Origin of the sequence: Actinosynnema sp. CS-041913, assembly GCF_050942485.1 — a bacterium.
In the GTDB taxonomy this organism is placed as follows: Bacteria; Actinomycetota; Actinomycetes; order Mycobacteriales; family Pseudonocardiaceae; genus Actinosynnema.
Genome location: NZ_CP192037.1, coordinates 2,402,174 through 2,420,194, shown reverse-complemented (window position 1 = coordinate 2,420,194; position 18,021 = coordinate 2,402,174). Strand labels below are relative to the sequence as shown.

Genomic DNA, 18,021 nt, shown 5'->3' with positions numbered 1-18,021 from the left:
GCATTGAGCATCGATTCGGAATGCCGACCGGGACGAGGACGACGAATGACCGCCAATGCCAGCGGGCCGCTCCGGGATTCACCGGTGACTCGGGGCCGCGCGCAGCCCTTGGGCGCCACGCCGGAGCCGGACGGGGTCAACTTCTCGCTCTACGCGGAGCACGCGACGGGCGTCGAGCTGCTGCTGTTCGACTCGGCCGAGTCGGTCCGGCCCGCGCGGACGATCGTGCTGTCGCCCGAGCTGAACCGGACCCACCAGTTCTGGCACTGCCACGTCGCCGGGCTGCGCCCCGGTCAGCACTACGCCTACCGGGTGTCGGGTCCGACCGCGGGCGAGCGGCCGGGCGCGCGGTTCGACCCCGACAAGGTGCTGCTCGACCCGTACGCCCGCGCCAACGACAACACCCTGTGGGACCGCACGGCCGCCATCGGTCCGGGCGACAACACCGCGCGGTCGATGCGCAGCGTCGTGGTGGACCTGGACGACTACGACTGGGAAGGCGACGAGCCGCTGCGCACCCCGCTCGCCGACACGGTCATCTACGAGGTGCACGTCGGCGGCTTCACCCGCTCGCCGACCAGCGGCGTGAGCGCGCCGGGCACGTTCGCCGGCCTGGTGGAGAAGATCCCGCACCTGGTCGAGCTGGGCGTGACCGCGGTCGAGCTGCTGCCGGTGTTCGACTTCGACGAAACCCAGGTGCTGCGCACCAGCCCCGGCGGGACACCGCTGCGGAACTACTGGGGCTACGACCCGTTCGGCTTCTTCGCGCCGCACTCGGGCTACTGCGCGACCACCGACCCGGCGCGGCGGGTCGACGAGTTCCGCGACATGGTCAAGAAGCTGCACCGCGCGGGCATCGAAGTAATCCTCGACGTGGTCTACAACCACACCAGCGAGGGCAACGAGCGTGGTCCGACGATCGGTTTCCGCGGTATCGCGAACGAGACGTACTACCACCTTTCCCCGCAGGACCCGCGGTACTACCTGGATTACACCGGCTGCGGCAATTCGGTGAACGCGAACCACCTCGTCGTGGTGAAGATGATCCTGGAGAGCCTGGAATTCTGGGTGACCCGAATGCACGTCGACGGGTTCCGGTTCGACCTCGCCACCGAGCTGACCCGTGGCGCGGACGGCGCCGAGCTGGCCGAACCGCCGGTGCTCTCGCTGATCGAGCTGTCCGCGGCGCTGGACGACATCAAGATCATCGCCGAGCCGTGGGACGCCTCGGGCGGCTACCAGGTGGGCCGGTTCCCCGGCCACCGCTGGTGCGAGTGGAACGGTCCCTACCGCGACGACGTGCGCCGGTTCGTGCGTGGCGACGGCGGCGTGGTCGGCGCGTTGGCCAGTCGCGTGGCCGGTAGCGCCGACATCTTCGCCACGGCCGGCGGCTCGCCCCTGACCAGCATCAACTTCATCACCGCGCACGACGGCTTCACGCTCAACGACCTCGTCGGCTACGACCACAAGCACAACGAGGCCAACGGCGAGAACAACCGCGACGGCACCGACGACAACCTGAGCTGGAACTGCGGGCACGAGGGACCGGTCGACGACGTCGTCGTGGAGCGGCTGCGCGTGCGGCAGATCAAGAACTTCGCCGCGGTGCTGCTGCTCAGCCGCGGCGTGCCGATGCTGCTCGGCGGCGACGAGTTCCGGCGGACGCAGTGGGGCAACAACAACGCCTACTGCCTGGACGACCCGACGACGTGGTTCGACTGGTCGCTGCGCGAGACCAACGCCGAGGTGTTCCGGTTCTTCCGGGAAATGATCGCCCTGCGGAAGCGGACGTCCGCTTTACGCGCGCCGCGGTTCTACGGCGACCGGCGCAATGAGCGCGGCCTGCTCGAAATCTCGTGGCACGGCACGGAACTGGGAAAACCCGGCTGGCTCGACCCGGACGCCCGTGCGCTGGCTTTCACCATCGCCGGTTTCGACGGTGAGCCGGATTTGCACGTGATGCTGAACATGTACCACCTCGATCTCGTTTTCGAGGTTCCCGAGGTGCCGGGCGCGGACTGGGGGCAGTGCGTCGACACCGCATTACCCGCACCGTTCGACATCCGTCCTCCGGACGCGCTGGAACCGTTCCGGGAAAACAGCTACCGGGTGCAGGGGCACAGTTCCGCGATCCTGGTCTCGATGCCCCAGGGAGGCAGAGGAGCATGACCGACGATCCCATCGACTTCACTTTCTCGGACCTGGTCACGGGTTATGTCGTCGAGGTCGGCGACCGGGAATTCCGAATGCGCACCGGGGACGGCCGGGTGTTGGCCGCGCGCCGGTCGGACGACCTCACGTCCTCGATCACGCGCAACCTCGGCGAGGACTACCGCGACACCACCGGCCGCACCGGCGAACTGCTCGTGCCGGGCCAGTACCTGCACGCCTATGGGATCTACTACCCCGAGGCCGACGGGGCCCGGTTCGAGGCCGGGCACCTGCACTTCCCCAACGACGTCGACGGCAGGCCGGTGTTCGAGCGGGTCGGCTGGTGGGTCGACCAGGCCCGCGCGGTGGCCGACTTCTACCTGCGCGGGCAGTTCCCCGACGGCCGGTACGACTGGCGCGGCTACCGCACCAAGCTGACCCTGGCCGGCACCCACACGCCCGACTACGTCTCCGCGGACTACCGGCAGGAGACCGACACCATCTCCCGGCTCGTCTACGGCCTGGCCACCACGTACCTGCTGACCGGCGAGGACCGGTTCCTCGACGCCGCCGAGTCCGGGGTGGAGTACCTGCGGGACCACATGCGGGTGCTGGACGCGGAGAACGGCGTCGTCTACTGGTACCACGGCATCGACGTCACCCCGGCCGGCATCCGGCGGATCTACGCCTCCAGCTTCGGCGACGACTACCACGCGATCCCGATCTACGAGCAGATCTACGCGTTGGCCGGCCCCACCCAGACCTACCGCGTCACCGGCGACCCGCGCATCGCCGCCGACCTGGACCAGACGATCGCCCTGTTCCGCCGGCACTTCGCCGACCCGGACCGGGGTGGCTACTTCTCCCACCTGGACCCGATCACGCTGGACCCGCGGTCACCCGACCTGGGCGACAACCGCGGCCGGAAGAACTGGAACTCCATCGGCGACCACGCCCCCGCCTACCTGATCAACGCCTACCTGGCCACCGGTCGCGCGGACCTCGCCGAGTTCCTGGCCGAGACGGCGCGGACCATCGCGCGGCGGTTCCCCGACGACGAGCACAGCCCGTTCGTGCAGGAGCGGTTCCACGCCGACTGGTCGGCCGACCGGTCCTGGGGCTGGCAGCAGGACCGCGCCGTCGTGGGGCACAACCTGAAGATCGCCTGGAACCTCACGCGGATCAACAACCTCAGCCCCGAGCCCGAACACGTGGCGCTGGCCGGGAAGATCGCCCGCACGATGCCCGCCGCGGGCGGCGACACCCGGCGCGGCGGCTGGTACGACGTGGTCGAGCGGGTGCGCGAGCCCGGCTCGCGGTTCCACCGGTTCGCCTGGCACGACCGCAAGGCGTGGTGGCAGCAGGAGCAGGCGATCCTGGCCTACCTCGTGCTGGGCGGCACGTTCGGCGACCCCGAGCACCTGCGGCTGGCGCGCGAGAGCCAGTCGTTCTACAACACCTTCTTCCTCGACCACGACGACGGCGGCGTGTACTTCAACGTGCTGGCCAACGGCGTGCCGTACCTGGTGGGCACGGAACGGCTCAAGGGCAGCCACTCGATGTCCGGGTACCACGCGATCGAGCTGTGCTACCTCGCGGCCGTCTACACCGGGCTGCTGATCACCCGGGAGCCGCTGCTCCTGCACTTCCGGCCACGCCCGGACGCCTTCCCCGACGGTGTCCTGCGGGTCGCCCCCGACCTGCTGCCACCCGGTTCCGTGCGGCTGAGCCACGTGTGGGTCGACGACCGGCCGCACCACGACTACGACGCGGACGCGCTCACCGTGCGACTGCCCGAGCGCGACCGGCCGGTGCGGGTGCGGGTGCGGCTGGTGCCCTCCGACCTGCTGCACGACACGTGCGTGGACGTGGTCGGCGACGTCGCGACGGTGAGCAGCCGCGGCGTGCTGGACAGCACGGCGCTCGCCGACTTCCGCGCCGCGCTGGCGGAAGCGCTCGCCGCACCCGTCCGGCGGGTGGAGCTGGACCTGCGCGGCGTGGCGCGGATGGCCCAGCCGGCGGTCAACGAGCTGCTGTTCACCACGGCGCAGGTCCGCGCGGACACCGAGCTGGTGATCGCCGCCGCCGAGCCCCTGCGCACGACGTTGCGGGACGCGGGCATCGCCGTCGCACCCGAAGCACCCTGAGCGGAGGAACCGAACATGGTCACCGACAACCTCGAAACCGAACTGCGGCAGGCGATCCGCGACCGCGACGGACAACGCGTGCGCGCGCTGCTCGACCGGGGCGCGGACCCCGACCACCGTGATCCGGCCACCGGTCTGACCGCGCTCATGGCCGCCGCCGGACGCGCCGACCGCGCCAGTGTGCGGGCCCTGCTGGACGCGGGCGCGGACGTCCACGCCGCCGACCGCGGCGCGGGCGCCACCGCGCTGCACAAGGCGTGCCAGGGCGGGAGCGCGGCGGTGGTGGCGGACCTGCTCGACGCCGGCGCGTTCGTGGACGCGGTCGTGCCGACCACCGGCCACACCCCGTTGATGGAAGCCTTGTGGTTCAAGCAACCCGACATCGTCGGCGTGCTCCTCGACCGCGGCGCGGGCGTCAACCTCGCCACGCACTACGGGTTCTCCATGGCCGACCACCTCGACTACGAGATCAACGTCAACGTGGTCGGCAAGGACCGGTTGGTGCGCGCCGACGAGCTGATCAAGGCGTGGCGCGAGCGCGCGCAGCGGCAGGTGCTGGAGCACCCGCTGCTGGACGCCACCGCGGCCGGTGAGACCGACGTGGTGCGGGATCTCCTGGCCGACGGCGCCGAGCCCGACGTCCGGTACCCGCGGGTCAACGGTTTCAACGACGGCCACACCCCGCTGCTGGTCGCCGCCCGCGACGGGCACGCCGAGATCGTGCGGATGCTGCTGGCCGCGGGCGCGGACGTCAACGCGGTCGAGCCGGTGTTCGGCGCGGTCCCGCTGCACAAGGCGGTCTACAACGGACGCGCCGACATCACGTCGACGATCCTGGACGCCCCCGCTGTGGCGGTGGACTTCCAGGGCGCCACCAACGGCTACACCCCGTTGCACGACGCGGTGTGGCACGGCTACGAGAGCTGCGCGTGGGCGTTGGTCGAGGCCGGGGTCCGGTTGGACCTGGAGGGCCACGACGGCAAGCGCCCGGTCGACATCGCCGTCGAGGTGTTCGGGCCCGGACACCCGCTGACCACCCGTCTCGCCAGTACTGCCCGACCTTGAGGGCAGTCCACAAAGGAGGATCGGAATGCTGTTCTACGTCCAGATGAGGTGGAACCACGAGGGGCGCGCGTCCCTCGACGAGCTCTGGGACGTCCAGGCCGACGAGGTGGAGGCCGCGCTGGCGACCGTCGACTCCGGGATGACCGTGGGCATCTGGAAGGTCGCCGCCCAGAAACGGATCATCGCCGTCGTGGACGTCCCGTCCATCGAGGAGCTGGACCGGACGGCGCTGGGCCGGCTGCCCATGCGCGAGTACCTGGAGTTCGAGGTGGTGTGGCCGCTGCGCGACTACGCCGGCTTCGGCGAGGACGTCCGTCAGCACTACCGGGTCTGAACCCGGTTCAACCATCACAGGAGAGGTGCACATGAGCAAGCGCGTGCTCGTAGTCGTCTCGGAGTACGGCTACTGGGGCGAGGAACTCGTCGCCCCGCTGGAGGTCTTCGACGAGGCGGGCTACCAGGTCCGCATCGCCACCCCCACCGGGCGCAGGCCGGTGGCGATCACCGTCAGCATGGACCCCACGCTGGTGGACCCGCCGCTGGGTCGGACCGTCACCACGCCCGAGATGGCCGAGAAGGTGCGGGTGCTGGACTCGTCGGACCGACTGGCCGACCCGCTGAACCTCAAGGAGTGGCTGCCGGAACGGCCCTACCACAGCTCGTCCGACTTCCTGCGCGAGCTGGAGGCGTACAACAGCGATCTGGTCGCGGTGCGGGAAAGCGTCGCGGCGGAGTACGACGCGCTGCTCCTGGTCGGCGGCAGCGGCCCGCTGGTGGACATGGTCAACAACTTCCGGGTGCACGACCTGATCCTGGCCTTCCACCAGCTCGACCTGCCGATCGCCGCGGAGTGCTACGGCGTGGCGTGCCTGGCGTTCGCCCGTGACATCAACGAGCGGGAGAGCATCATCCGCGGCAAGCACGTCACCGGGCACAACGTGGAGTACGACTACAAGGACTACACCGGGTTCATGCGGACCGACTTCGTGATCGGCCCGCCGCCGTACCCGCTGGAGTACATCCTGCGCGACGCCACGGCGCCCGAAGGCCGCTTCCACGGCAACTTCGGCAAGGAGCGGTCGGTGATCGTGGACTACCCGTTCATCACCGGCCGCACCACGCCGGACTCCTACCTCACCGGCCGGAAGCTGGTGGAGGTGCTGGACGACGGCCTGCGCGAGTGGGGCTTCCACCGCTAGCCACCACCCGGGGTCGGCCCGCCCCCCAGGCGGGGGCGGGCCTCCCCAGACAGGAGGAACCTCTGCCATGAGCGGAGAAATGCTCGCGCGCGACGCGGTCGTCGAGCAGTTGAGCCTGGACGGGGTGCGGCACGTCTTCGGCAACCCGGGCACCGTCGAGCAGGGCCTGCTGGACTCGCTGGAGGCGGCGGGACCGGGCGGTCCGCAGTACGTGTTGACGCTGCACGAGACCGCGGCGGTCGGCATGGCCGACGGCTACGCCCGCGCCACCCGACGGCCGACCGTGGTGCAGTTGCACACCGGAGTGGGCCTGGGCAACGGGATCGGAATGCTGTACCAGGCCAAGCGCGGCCACAGCCCGCTGGTGGTGCTGGCGGGTGACGCCGGGCTGCGCTACGACGCGATGGACGCCCAGATGGCGGCGGACCTCGTGGCCATGGCCGAACCCGTGACGAAGTGGGCCACCCGCGTGGTCGACCCCGACTCGGTGCTGCGGGTGCTGCGGCGGGCCATGAAGGTCGCCGCGACCCCGCCGATGGGGCCGGTGTTCGTGGCGCTGCCCATGGACGTGCTCGACGCGGTCACCACCGAGCGCCCCGTTCCCACGTCCTTTTTGGACACCCGGGTCAGCCCGAGGTGGGAGGCGGCCTACCACGCCGCCCGCACGCTGGTGGGCGCCGAGCGGCCGATGATCATCGCCGGCGACGGGGTGACGGCGGCCGACGCCCAGCCGGAACTGGCCGCCGTCGCCGAGGCACTGGGCGCGGAGGTGTGGGGCGCGGACTGGGCCGAGGTCAACCTCGATCCCGCCCACCCGCTGTTCCGCGGTCAGCTCGGCCACATGTTCGGCTCGCACAGCGCGCCGATCACGCGCCGCGCCGACGCCGTGCTCATCTGCGGCACCTACGTGTTCCCCGAGGTCTTCCCCGCGCTGTCCGACGTGTTCGCCGAGGGCACGCCGGTGGTCCACATCGACCCCGACACCTGGGAGATCGCCAAGAACTTCCCGGTGGACGTGGGCATCGCCGCCGATCTCAAGCCGGGACTGGGGATGCTGGCGGAGGCGTTGGCCGACGCGCAGACCGACGAGCAGCGCGTCGCGGCACGACGCCGGGCGCGCGCCATCGCGGAGCTGAACGCCCGCGAGCACGCCGACGCGGTCACCGCGGACACCGCCGTGCGCGACGAGGTCCCGTTGCACGCCTTCCGGTTCGCCGAGGAGCTGGCGCGGCGGGCGCCCGCCGACACGGTCTACTTCGACGAGGCGCTGACCAGCTCCCCCGAGCTGTTCCGCTACCTGGTGCCCCGCGGTCCGGGCCACTACTTCCAGACCCGGGGCGGATCGCTGGGCGTGGGCATCCCCGGCGCGGTCGGGCTGAAGCTCGCCAACCCGGACCGGACCGTCATCGGGTTCGTCGGCGACGGCGGCGCCATGTACACCGCCGAGGCGCTGTGGACCGCGGCGCGCTACGACATCGCCGCCAAGCTCGTCATCTGCAACAACCACAGCTACGAGCTGCTCAAGCTCAACATCGGGCAGTACTGGGCCGAACGCGGCATCCCGGAGCACGCCTTCCCGACCTCGTTCGACCTCGGCCACCCGCGCATCGACTTCGTGCGGCTGAGCGAGAGCCTCGGCGTCCCCGCGACCAGGGTCGAGCGGCCCGAGGAGATCGGGCCGGCCATCGACCGGGCGCTGGCCCACGACGGCCCGTTCCTGATCGACCTGGTCGTCGCGGGCAAGGTCGACCAGCCCTGAACCCACACGCACAACCGGAAGGGATCACCGTGAGCAGCAACGACACCGGACGCGTCGTCCGACAGTGGTTCGACGCGCTGGGACAGGGCGACCTGGCCGGCGCGTTCGACCTCCTCGCCGACGACGTCGAGTGGGTCAACGAGCCGTCGGTCCCGGAACTGGCGGACCTCCTGCCCTGGACGGGGCGCTTCCGCGGCCCGGAGCAGGTGCAGGGCTCCTTCGCCACCTTCCACGCCCTGGGCGAGGTGGAGGAGATGCGGTTGGTGGAACTGGTGGTCGAGGGCGACCGGGCCGCCGCGCTGATCCACGAACGGGCCCACGCCCGCGACACCGGCCGGGTGTTCGAGACCGACTACGTCGAGTGGTTCACCGTGCGGCACGGGCGGATCGCGCACTGGCGGATCTTCATCGACACCGCGCCCATGGTCGCCGCGTTCCGCCGCGGCGGGGAGTGACCGCCGTGGACGGCGACGCGACGGCGGGAACCGCCGCGCGCCTCGTCGGCCGGGAGATCGCGGTGCTGGTCGAGAGCGACTACTACGAACCCGAGATCGCCTACTACCGGTGGCGGTTCGCCGAGGAGGGCGCGCGGGTCCGCCTCGTCAGTCGGCTGTGGGGCCGGGAGAGCCTGACGTTCCTCGGCCACGAGCACCGCGCGCCGCTGGAGGTCCACGAGGACCTCGCCGACCTGACCGACGACGCGCTGGACCGCCTGGCGGCGGTCATCGTGCCGGCGGGCATGGTCGCCGACCGCCTGCGTTACACCGAGGACGTCGACAGCCTGCCGCCCGCGACCGAGGTGATGCTCCGCGCGTTCGACCGCCCGGCCCTGCTCAAAGGCGTGATCTGCCACGGCATGTGGCTGATGGCCCCGATCCCGCACGTGGTGCGGGGCAGGCGGGCGGTCGTGCACAACAACCTGCTCGGCGACCTGCGCAACATGGGCGGCCGGTACGTCGACCGCGACGTCGTGGTGGACGGGGACCTGGTCACCGGTCGGACCGGCGACCACTGCCACCTGTTCGCCCGCCGGATCGTCGACCTGCTCGCGGGCGGCACCGGGAGCACCAACCAGGAGGGGACATGATCCACCAGCTCATCTTCGCGGCACCCAAACCGGGTATGTCCGAAAAGGACTTCCAGGACTACTGGGTCGACGTGCACGCCGTGCGTTACGCGTCGAAGATCCCGCAGATCAAGCAGTACGTCGTGGACACCAGGATCGCCCTGCCGGGCGAGAGCGGCGAGCCGCTGTGGAGCGGCATCGCCGAGATGTGGGTCGACGACGAGGCCGACCAGTTGGCCTCGCTCCAGTCGCGCGAGTACCTGGAGGGCGCACGACCGGACGAGCCGAAGTGGGCCGCGTTCTGGCGCACGCTGGTGCTGGACACCGAGTCGTACCTGATGCGCACCGGGCAGCCCGAGGGCGACAACGGCGTCAAGCTGGTCGTGCTGGCCAAGCGGCGCGGCGGGATGGACCTGAACTACTTCCGCCGCAACAACCTCGACACGTTCGCGCCGCGCGTGCTGGCCGTGCCCGGCCTGCGCCGCTACGTCCAGTGCCACGCGCGCGACGTGATGTACGCCGTGGGCGAGGCGCCGCTCGACATCGCCCACCAGCTCTGGTTCGACGACGTCGAGTCGCTCACCGCCGCGCTGGGCAGCCCCGAGTACGCCACCGCCCTCCAGGAGCTGCGGACCATCGCCGAGCACCGCTACATCCACCCGATGGCGGTCGCGGAGAACTGGATCATCCGGCCCGGCACCCGCTGACCGGCGCACGGGGTGGGTCGCGCACCTCCGCGACCCGCCCCGTGCCCGGCGACCCGTGAGGAAGACCCATGCCGAACCCCACCCCCCACGACCGGTCGGATCAGCCGATCATGAGCGCGAGCAGGCTGGAGCTGTTCAGCGACGCGGTGTTCGCCATCTCCATCACACTGCTGGCCCTGGAGATCCGGCCGCCGGAGCCGAGCGAGCACCTCGGCGCGGACCTGCTCGGCCTCTGGCCCCAGTTCGCCGCCCTGGTGATCAGCTTCCTGCTGATCGGCCAGGTGTGGCTCAACCACCACGCCATGTTCACCTACATCAAGCGCGTCGACCGGGTGCTGATGGTGCTGAACCTCCTGCTCCTGCTGAACGTCGCGTTCCTCCCGTTCTCCACCGCCGTGCTCGCCGAGGCGATCAGCACGGGCGCCGGCGACCGCGCCGCGGCCGTGTTCTACGGCCTGTCGCTGGCCGTGGGCGGTGTGTTCTTCAACGCCATCTGGGCCTACGCGTCCGCCGGGCACCGCCTCCTGGGCGCGGACATCACGCCCGCGCAGGCGGCGGTGATGCGACGCCGGTTCGCCGTCGGACCGCTGCTGTACCTGGTGGCGGCGCTGGTCGGGTTGGTCAGCGCGGTGGCCAGCCTCGCGCTCTACGCGTTCCTGCTGGTGCTCTACCTGGCCGAGATCGCAGCTCCGAGGGGTGACCGTTGATGCGCGTGGTGGTGGACGAGGTGTTCCCGGTGGTGGCCGGCGGGAGGTACCCGGCCAAAGCGGTCGTGGGCGAGCACGTGCCGGTGGACGCCGTGGTCTGGCGTGAGGGCCACGACGCGGTGGCCGCCACCGTCGTGTGGCGCGGCCCGGACGATCCGGAGCCGCGGCGGACCAGGATGGCGCCCCGCGATGCCGGCCTGGACACGTGGACCGCGGTGATCGTGCCCGACGCGGAGGGCGAGTGGACGTTCCACGTCGAGGGCTGGGGTGACCCGTGGGCCACCTGGCGGCACGCGGTGACCGCGAAGGTGGCCGCCGGCCAGGGCGCGGACGACCTGGCGAACGACCTGGAGACCGGCGCGGGCCTGTTGGCGCGGGCCGCGGAGCAGGCGCCGGCCGCGGTGTCCCCGACCCTGCTCTCGGCCGCCGCCGACCTGCGTGCCGCCGACCGCCCGGTCGCGGTGCGGCTCGCGGCGGCGCTCGGCGAGGAGGTCGCCGCGGTGCTGCGTGACCACCCGGTGAGGCAACTGGTGACCGCGGGCGACACCCGGCGGCTGTGGGTGGACCGGCAGCGGGCGCGGTTCGGCGCGTGGTACGAGCTGTTCCCGCGCTCCACCGGTGGCGTGGACGCGGCGGGGCGACCCCTGCACGGCACGTTCGCCACGACGGCGGAGGCCTTGCGCCGCATCGCGGACATGGGGTTCGACGTGGTGTACCTGCCGCCGATCCACCCGATCGGCACGGTCAACCGCAAGGGACCGGACAACACGCTGGGCGCGGGACCGGACGACGTGGGCTCGCCGTGGGCGATCGGCTCCGCGGCGGGCGGGCACGACGCCGTGCACCCGGATCTGGGCACCACGGCCGACTTCGACGCCCTCGTGGCGCGCGCGGCCGAACTGGGGCTGGAGGTCGCGCTGGACCTGGCGCTCCAGTGCGCGCCGGACCACCCGTGGGTGCGCGAGCACCCGGAGTGGTTCACCACCCGGCCCGACGGCACGATCGCCTACGCCGAGAACCCGCCCAAGCGGTACCAGGACATCTACCCGCTGAACTTCGACAACGACCCCGCGGGCCTCTACGCCGAGGTGCTGCGGGTGGTGCTGCACTGGGTGGAGCACGGAGTGCGGATCTTCCGGGTGGACAACCCGCACACCAAGCCGCCGGACTTCTGGGCGTGGCTGATCCGGACGGTGAAGGACGCCCACCCGGACGTGCTGTTCCTGTCCGAGGCGTTCACCCGCCCGGCCCGGCTCTACGGGCTGGCCGGTCTCGGTTTCACGCAGTACTACACGTACTTCACCTGGCGCACCACCAAACAGGAGCTGACGGAGTTCGGGGAGAGCCTGGTCGAGCACGCCCACGTGGCCACCCCGAACCTGTTCCCCACGACACCGGACATCCTGCCCGCGCACCTGCACCACGCGCCGCCGGCGGTGTTCGCCCAGCGGGCCGCGCTGGCCGCGACGCTGTCGCCCTCCTGGGGCGTGTACTCCGGGTTCGAGCTGTTCGAGAACCAGCCGCTGCGCGAGGGCTCGGAGGAGTTCCTGTCGTCGGAGAAGTACGAGCTGCGGTCGCGGGACTTCGGCCGCGCGGTCGCCGGGGGCCGTTCGCTGGAGGCGTGGTTGCGCAGGCTCAACGAGATCCGGCGCGCGCACCCGGCGCTGACCCGGCTGGACACCCTGTGGTTCCACGCGGTGGACAACGACGCGTTGATCGCCTACTCGAAGACCGATCCCGCCACCGGGGACGCGGTGCTGTGCGTGGTCACCCTCGACCCGGAGCGGCCACAGGAGGGCACGCTGTGGCTCGACCTGCCCGCCCTGGGGTTCTCGTGGGACCAGCGGGTGGAGGCCGAGGACCTGGTGACCGGCCAGGTCTGGCGGTGGGGCCAGGCGGTCTACCTGCGGGTCGACCCGGCGCAGGACGTCGCGCACGTGGCGCACGTGCGCCCCGATCCGGACGCGGCGGAGTGACCGGGAGCGGAGAGGAGTTCCAGAAACCATGCCGGAAGACCGATTCGCCCGGCCGCCCGACCTGCGCGACGTCCCGCACACCGGGGCGGAGCTGACCGCCGACGGCCTGTTGACCGAACCGAGCGCGGAGGACTTCCGCCACGCGGCGCTCGCCCCGCGCGAACCCGAGTGGTTCAAGAGCGCGGTGTTCTACGAGGTGCTGGTGCGGGCCTTCGCCGACTCCGACGGGGACGGCACCGGCGACCTGCGGGGGCTGGCGTCCAGGTTGGACTACCTCGCGTGGCTGGGCGTCGACTGCCTGTGGCTGCCGCCGTTCTACGCCTCGCCGCTGGCCGACGGTGGCTACGACATCTCCGACTTCCGCGCGGTGCTGCCCGAGTTCGGCACGGTGGACGACTTCGTCCACTTGCTGGACGAGGCGCACCGGCGGGGCATCCGGGTGATCACCGACCTGGTGCTCAACCACACGAGCGAGGCGCACCCGTGGTTCCAGGAGTCCCGTCGTGATCCCGAGGGGCACTACGGCGACTTCTACGTGTGGAGCGACGACGACCAGCGCTACCCGGACGCGCGGATCATCTTCGTGGACACCGAGACCTCGAACTGGACCTACGACCCGGTGCGCGGCCAGTTCTACTGGCACCGCTTCTTCTCCCACCAGCCGGACCTCAACTTCGAGAATCCCCATGTGCAGCAAGCGATGTTGGACGTGCTGCGGTTCTGGCTCGACCTCGGTATCGACGGGTTCCGGCTGGACGCCGTGCCGTACCTGTTCGAGCAGGAGGGCACGAACTGCGAGAACCTCCCCCGCACCCACGACTTCCTCAAACGCTGCCGAATGCTCGTCGACGACGAGTACCCCGGCCGGGTGCTGCTGGCCGAGGCCAACCAATGGCCGAGCGATGTCGTGGAGTACTTCGGCAACCCAGAGGTCGGCGGCGACGAGTGCCACATGGCGTTCCACTTCCCGCTGATGCCACGCATCTTCATGGCCGTGCGCCGCGAGTCGCGGTTCCCCATCTCGGAGATCCTGGCCCAGACACCCCAGATCCCCGACGGCTGCCAGTGGGGCATCTTCCTGCGCAACCACGACGAACTGACGCTGGAGATGGTCACCGACGAGGAACGCGACTACATGTACGCCGAATACGCCAAAGACCCCCGCATGAAGGCGAACATCGGCATCAGACGCCGCCTCGCACCCCTGCTGGAGAACGACCGCAACCAGCAGGAACTGTTCACCGCCATGCTGCTGTCCCTGCCCGGATCACCCGTTCTCTACTACGGTGACGAGATCGGCATGGGCGACAACATCTGGCTGGGCGACCGGGACGCCGTCCGCACCCCGATGCAGTGGACCCCGGACCGCAACGCGGGATTCTCCGGCTGCGACCCCGGCCGCATCTACCTGCCGGTCATCAACGACCCGGTCTACGGCTACCAGTCGGTCAACGTCGAGGCGCAGATCAACAGCACCACGTCCCTGCTGCACTGGACGCGCACGATGGTGCGGGTGCGCCGCACGCACCCGGCCTTCGGCCTGGGCACGTTCGAGGAGTTGGAGGTGTCCAACCCGGCGGTGCTGGCCTACCGGCGCCGGTGGACCCGACCCGACGGCCGCGAGGACGTCGTGGTGTGCGTGAACAATTTGTCGCGGCGCCCCCAGCCGGTCGGCCTGGACCTGTCCGAGCACGAGGGCGGCGTGCCGATCGAGCTGACCGGCGGAGTCCGGTTCCCCGTCGTGGGTGCCGGGCCCTACCAGCTCACGCTGGCCGGGCACGGCTTCTACTGGTTCCAGCTCAGGCACGACCCCGCGCCCGAGGAGGTGCCCGACCCGGTCGCCGAGGACGCGGCGGCGGGTGGCCTGGCCCTGGGCGAACCGGGAGGTGGGCCGCGGTGACCGGCATCGGACGCGCGCCGCTCGCCGCCGCGCTGCGCGCCTGGCTGCCGGGCAGGCGCTGGTTCCCCAAGGACCGCGCGCTGCGCTCGGTGGACGTCCTCGACGCCGTCCCGCTCGGCGGCGACGGGGGGCCGGACGACCCGGTGCTGCTGCACTGCCTCGTGGCCGCCGACCTCGACGGCACGCGGGAGCACTACCAGGTCCCGCTGGGGCTGTGCCGGGACCTGCCCGACGACCTGGTCCCGCACCGGGTGGCCGAGGTGGGCGGCACCGCGGTCTACGACGCGACGGGTGATCCGCGGCTCGCGGGCCGGCTGCTGGACCTGGTCGCCGGGGGCGGCGCGGTCGGCGCGCTCCGGTTCGGGACCGAGCCCGGGGTGTCGCTGCGCACCGGTCTGCCCGCGCGCCCGATCGGCGTGGAGCAGAGCAACACCTCGCTGGTCTACGGTCGCGACTACATCCTCAAGCTGTACCGGCGGCCGGCTCCCGGCACGCACCCGGACCTGGAACTGCACCGCGCCCTGGCGGCGGCGGGCTCCCGGCACGTGGCCGCGCCGCTGGGATCGGTGCACGGCGTCCTGGCGGGGCAGCCGGTGCTGCTCGGCTTCCTCCAGCGATTCCTGCCCGACGCGCCGGACGGGTGGGCGCTGGCCACCGCCGCGGCGCGCGCGGACGCCGACTTCACCGCCGAGGCGCGGGCGTTGGGCCGGGCGGTGGCCGAGACGCACGCGGACCTGCGCACCGCGTTCGGGTCGGTCGCGGGCGGGCCGGACCGGGTCGCGGACCTGGTGGCCGGGCTGCGGCGCGGCTTGGCGGAGGTGCGCGCGGCCGTGCCGGCGCTGGAGCGCTACGCGCCCGCCATCTCGGCCGCCTACGACCGGGTGGCGGACCTGCCGGGGGTGGCGCTCCAGCGGGTGCACGGCGACCTGCACTTGGGGCAGGTGCTGCGGTCCGGGGACGACTGGGTCCTCATCGACTTCGAGGGCGAGCCCGCGGCGCCCCTGGCCGAGCGGGCCGCGCCGCGACCGGCGTTGCGGGACGTGGCGGGCGTGCTGCGGTCGTTCGACTACGCCGCCCACCACGCGGGCGCGGGATGGGGCTGGGCGGAACGCTGCCGCGCCGCCTTCCGCGCGGGTTACGCCGAGGCGGGGTCCGGCCCGCCGGCCGAAGGCGTGCTGCTCCGCGCGCTGGAGCTGCAGAAAGCCGTCTACGAGGTGGGTTACGAGCACACCAACCGACCGGACTGGCTGCCCGTCCCGCTCGACTCGATCGGCCGGGCGGCGGGCGTCGAGGAGGAGGCATGAACGCGATCCCGCTGCAACACGGCGACCCGCTGCTGGGCGAACTGGACCTGCACCTGATCGGCGAGGGCCGCCACGAGCGGCTGTGGGAGGTGCTGGGGGCTCACCCGCGCGTGGTCCGGACGGCGCGCGGGCCGGTGGCCGGCACCACGTTCGCGGTGTGGGCCCCCAACGCGCGTGCCGTGCGGGTGGTCGGCGACTTCGACCGCTGGGCGGACGGGGTGCCGATGCGCCGACGCGACCACGGCGTGTGGGAGGTGTTCGTGCCGGGCGCGGACGTGGGTGCCCGCTACCGCTACCGCGTGCGGTCCGCCGACGGCGGGCTGCACGACCACGCCGACCCGCTGGCCTTCGCCGCCGAGCGCCCGCCCGGAACCGCCTCGGTGGTGCACCGGTCGCGGCACACCTGGCGGGACGCGGCGTGGCTGGACCGTCGCCGGCAGGTGGACCCGGTCGCCGCACCCCTGAGCGTCTACGAGGTGCACCTGGGTTCCTGGCTGTCCGAGGACGAGCGGCACGCGGCGAGCTACCGGGTGCTGGCCCACCGGCTGGCGGACCACGTCGGACGGCTCGGCTTCACCCACGTGGAGCTGATGCCGGTCGCCGAGCACCCGTACGGCGGCTCCTGGGGCTACCAGGTCACGTCGTACTACGCGCCGACGGCCCGCTACGGCGACCCGGACGACTTCCGCTACCTGGTCGACCACCTGCACGCGCACGGCATCGGCGTGATCGTGGACTGGGTGCCCGCCCACTTCCCGCGCGACGACTGGGCGCTGGCCGGGTTCGACGGCACCCCGCTGTACGAGCACCCGGACCCGCGACGCGGCGAGCACCCCGACTGGGGGACGTACGTGTTCGCGCACGGCCGGCCGCAGGTGCGCAACTTCCTGGTGGCCAACGCCTTGTACTGGCTGGAGGAGTTCCACGTCGACGGGCTGCGCGTGGACGCGGTCGCCTCGATGCTGTACCTGGACTACTCGCGCGGCGAAGGCCAGTGGGAGCCGAACGAGTTCGGCGGCAGGGAGAACCTGGAGGCCGTGGCGCTGCTGCGCGAACTCACCACGGCGATCCGCCGGCACCGGCCGGACGCGCTGGTCATCGCCGAGGAGTCCACGCTCTGGCCGGGTGTCACCGCGCCGGTCGAGTCCGGCGGGCTCGGTTTCGACCTGAAGTGGAACCTGGGGTGGATGCACGACACACTGGGCTACTTCGGGCACGACCCGGTGCGCCGGGCCGGCCACCACCACGAGCTGGTCCTGCCGGCGACCTACGCGGCCGAGGAGCGCTGGCTGCTGCCGCTCTCGCACGACGAGGTGGTGCACGGCAAGGGCTCGCTGTGGAGCCGGATGCCCGGTGACGACGCGGCGAAGGCGGCCGGCCTGCGCGCGCTGCTGGCCTGGATGTGGGCCCACCCCGGCAAGAAGCTGTTGTTCATGGGCGGCGAGTTCGGGCAGGTGCGGGAGTGGGCGGAGGCGGGCGGCCTGGACTGGGGCCTGCTCGGCGATCCCGCGCACGCCGGTGTCGCGCACCTGGTGGCCGACCTCAACCGGCTGCTGCGCACCCGGCCGGCGCTGCACGCCCTGGACCACGACCCGGCCGGGTTCGCCTGGCTGGACGCCGACGACGCCGACCGCAACGTGGTGGCGTTCCTGCGACGCGACCCGGCCGGCGGCGCGGTGGTGTGCGTGGCCAACCTGTCCGGCGTGGCGCTGCCGGACTACCGGGTGGGGCTGCCCCAGCCGGGCCGGTGGCGGGTCGTGCTGGACACCGACGCGGCCGAGTACGGCGGCTCGACGCACGGTCCCCGCCGTGCCGTGACCGCGGACGGAATACCGTGGCAGGGCCTCCCGGTGTCCGCGACCTGGGAGATACCGCCTAATTCGGTATTACTGCTCGAATACGATCCCGGCCTGCATTGAAGCCTTTCGTGGCACGCACCCGGATACGCGCCCGGAGTTACCTCACGCTCCGTGCACACGCTAGGCCAATAGGGGGAAATCCACCACTGAAGTGGTACACGTTTGGGTGCGATGGTAGAAA

At 71.6% G+C, this 18,021-nt stretch carries 14 protein-coding genes; all 14 read left to right on the top strand.

The features are described from left to right. Window positions 1-84: 84 nt before the first annotated feature. Window positions 85-2,169, top strand: a complete 2,085-nt coding sequence (gene glgX, locus ACQPZF_RS11840; protein WP_433271227.1) for a glycogen debranching protein GlgX — start codon at window positions 85-87, stop codon at window positions 2,167-2,169. Then, window positions 2,166-4,298, top strand: a complete 2,133-nt coding sequence (locus ACQPZF_RS11835; protein WP_433271225.1) for an AGE family epimerase/isomerase — start codon at window positions 2,166-2,168, stop codon at window positions 4,296-4,298. The genes glgX and ACQPZF_RS11835 overlap by 4 nt, the downstream gene beginning before the upstream one ends. Window positions 4,299-4,313: 15 nt before the next feature. After that, window positions 4,314-5,363, top strand: coding sequence for an ankyrin repeat domain-containing protein (locus ACQPZF_RS11830; RefSeq protein ID WP_433271223.1), 1,050 nt, complete (start codon window positions 4,314-4,316; stop codon window positions 5,361-5,363). 25 nt (window positions 5,364-5,388) lie between these two features. Beyond that, the gene (locus tag ACQPZF_RS11825; protein ID WP_433271221.1) at window positions 5,389-5,697 is read left to right on the top strand and encodes a muconolactone Delta-isomerase family protein; all 309 of its coding nucleotides are present in this window, start codon (window positions 5,389-5,391) and stop codon (window positions 5,695-5,697) included. Window positions 5,698-5,728: 31 nt separating this feature from the next. After that, the gene (locus ACQPZF_RS11820) at window positions 5,729-6,562 is read left to right on the top strand and encodes a type 1 glutamine amidotransferase domain-containing protein (RefSeq protein WP_433271219.1); all 834 of its coding nucleotides are present in this window, start codon (window positions 5,729-5,731) and stop codon (window positions 6,560-6,562) included. Between the two features lie 67 nt (window positions 6,563-6,629). Then, window positions 6,630-8,321, top strand: a complete 1,692-nt coding sequence (locus ACQPZF_RS11815; RefSeq protein ID WP_433271217.1) for a thiamine pyrophosphate-binding protein — start codon at window positions 6,630-6,632, stop codon at window positions 8,319-8,321. Between the two features lie 29 nt (window positions 8,322-8,350). Beyond that, window positions 8,351-8,776, top strand: coding sequence for a nuclear transport factor 2 family protein (locus ACQPZF_RS11810; RefSeq protein WP_433271215.1), 426 nt, complete (start codon window positions 8,351-8,353; stop codon window positions 8,774-8,776). Window positions 8,777-8,781: 5 nt separating this feature from the next. Further along, complete coding sequence (locus ACQPZF_RS11805) at window positions 8,782-9,408, top strand: DJ-1/PfpI family protein (protein ID WP_433271213.1); 627 nt, start codon at window positions 8,782-8,784, stop codon at window positions 9,406-9,408. Continuing rightward, on the top strand, window positions 9,405-10,094 hold the full coding sequence (locus ACQPZF_RS11800; RefSeq protein WP_433271211.1) for an EthD family reductase: 690 nt from the start codon (window positions 9,405-9,407) through the stop codon (window positions 10,092-10,094). Before ACQPZF_RS11805 ends, ACQPZF_RS11800 begins: the two co-directional genes overlap by 4 nt. A 68-nt stretch (window positions 10,095-10,162) precedes the next feature. Further along, window positions 10,163-10,801: a TMEM175 family protein gene (locus ACQPZF_RS11795; protein WP_433271209.1), complete on the top strand. Its 639-nt coding sequence runs from the start codon at window positions 10,163-10,165 to the stop codon at window positions 10,799-10,801. Then, a complete protein-coding gene (locus ACQPZF_RS11790) occupies window positions 10,801-12,777 on the top strand; it encodes an alpha-1,4-glucan--maltose-1-phosphate maltosyltransferase (protein ID WP_433271206.1) in 1,977 nt (658 codons plus the stop codon). The genes ACQPZF_RS11795 and ACQPZF_RS11790 overlap by 1 nt, the downstream gene beginning before the upstream one ends. 28 nt (window positions 12,778-12,805) lie before the next feature. Then, window positions 12,806-14,677 (top strand): maltose alpha-D-glucosyltransferase, encoded by a 1,872-nt coding sequence (gene treS / locus ACQPZF_RS11785; protein WP_433271203.1) that lies wholly within the window; start codon window positions 12,806-12,808, stop codon window positions 14,675-14,677. Further along, window positions 14,674-15,981 (top strand): maltokinase N-terminal cap-like domain-containing protein, encoded by a 1,308-nt coding sequence (locus ACQPZF_RS11780; protein WP_433271202.1) that lies wholly within the window; start codon window positions 14,674-14,676, stop codon window positions 15,979-15,981. The genes treS and ACQPZF_RS11780 overlap by 4 nt, the downstream gene beginning before the upstream one ends. Beyond that, window positions 15,978-17,900, top strand: coding sequence for a 1,4-alpha-glucan branching protein GlgB (gene glgB / locus ACQPZF_RS11775; protein WP_433271200.1), 1,923 nt, complete (start codon window positions 15,978-15,980; stop codon window positions 17,898-17,900). Before ACQPZF_RS11780 ends, glgB begins: the two co-directional genes overlap by 4 nt. The last annotated feature ends 121 nt before the right edge of the window (window positions 17,901-18,021 follow it).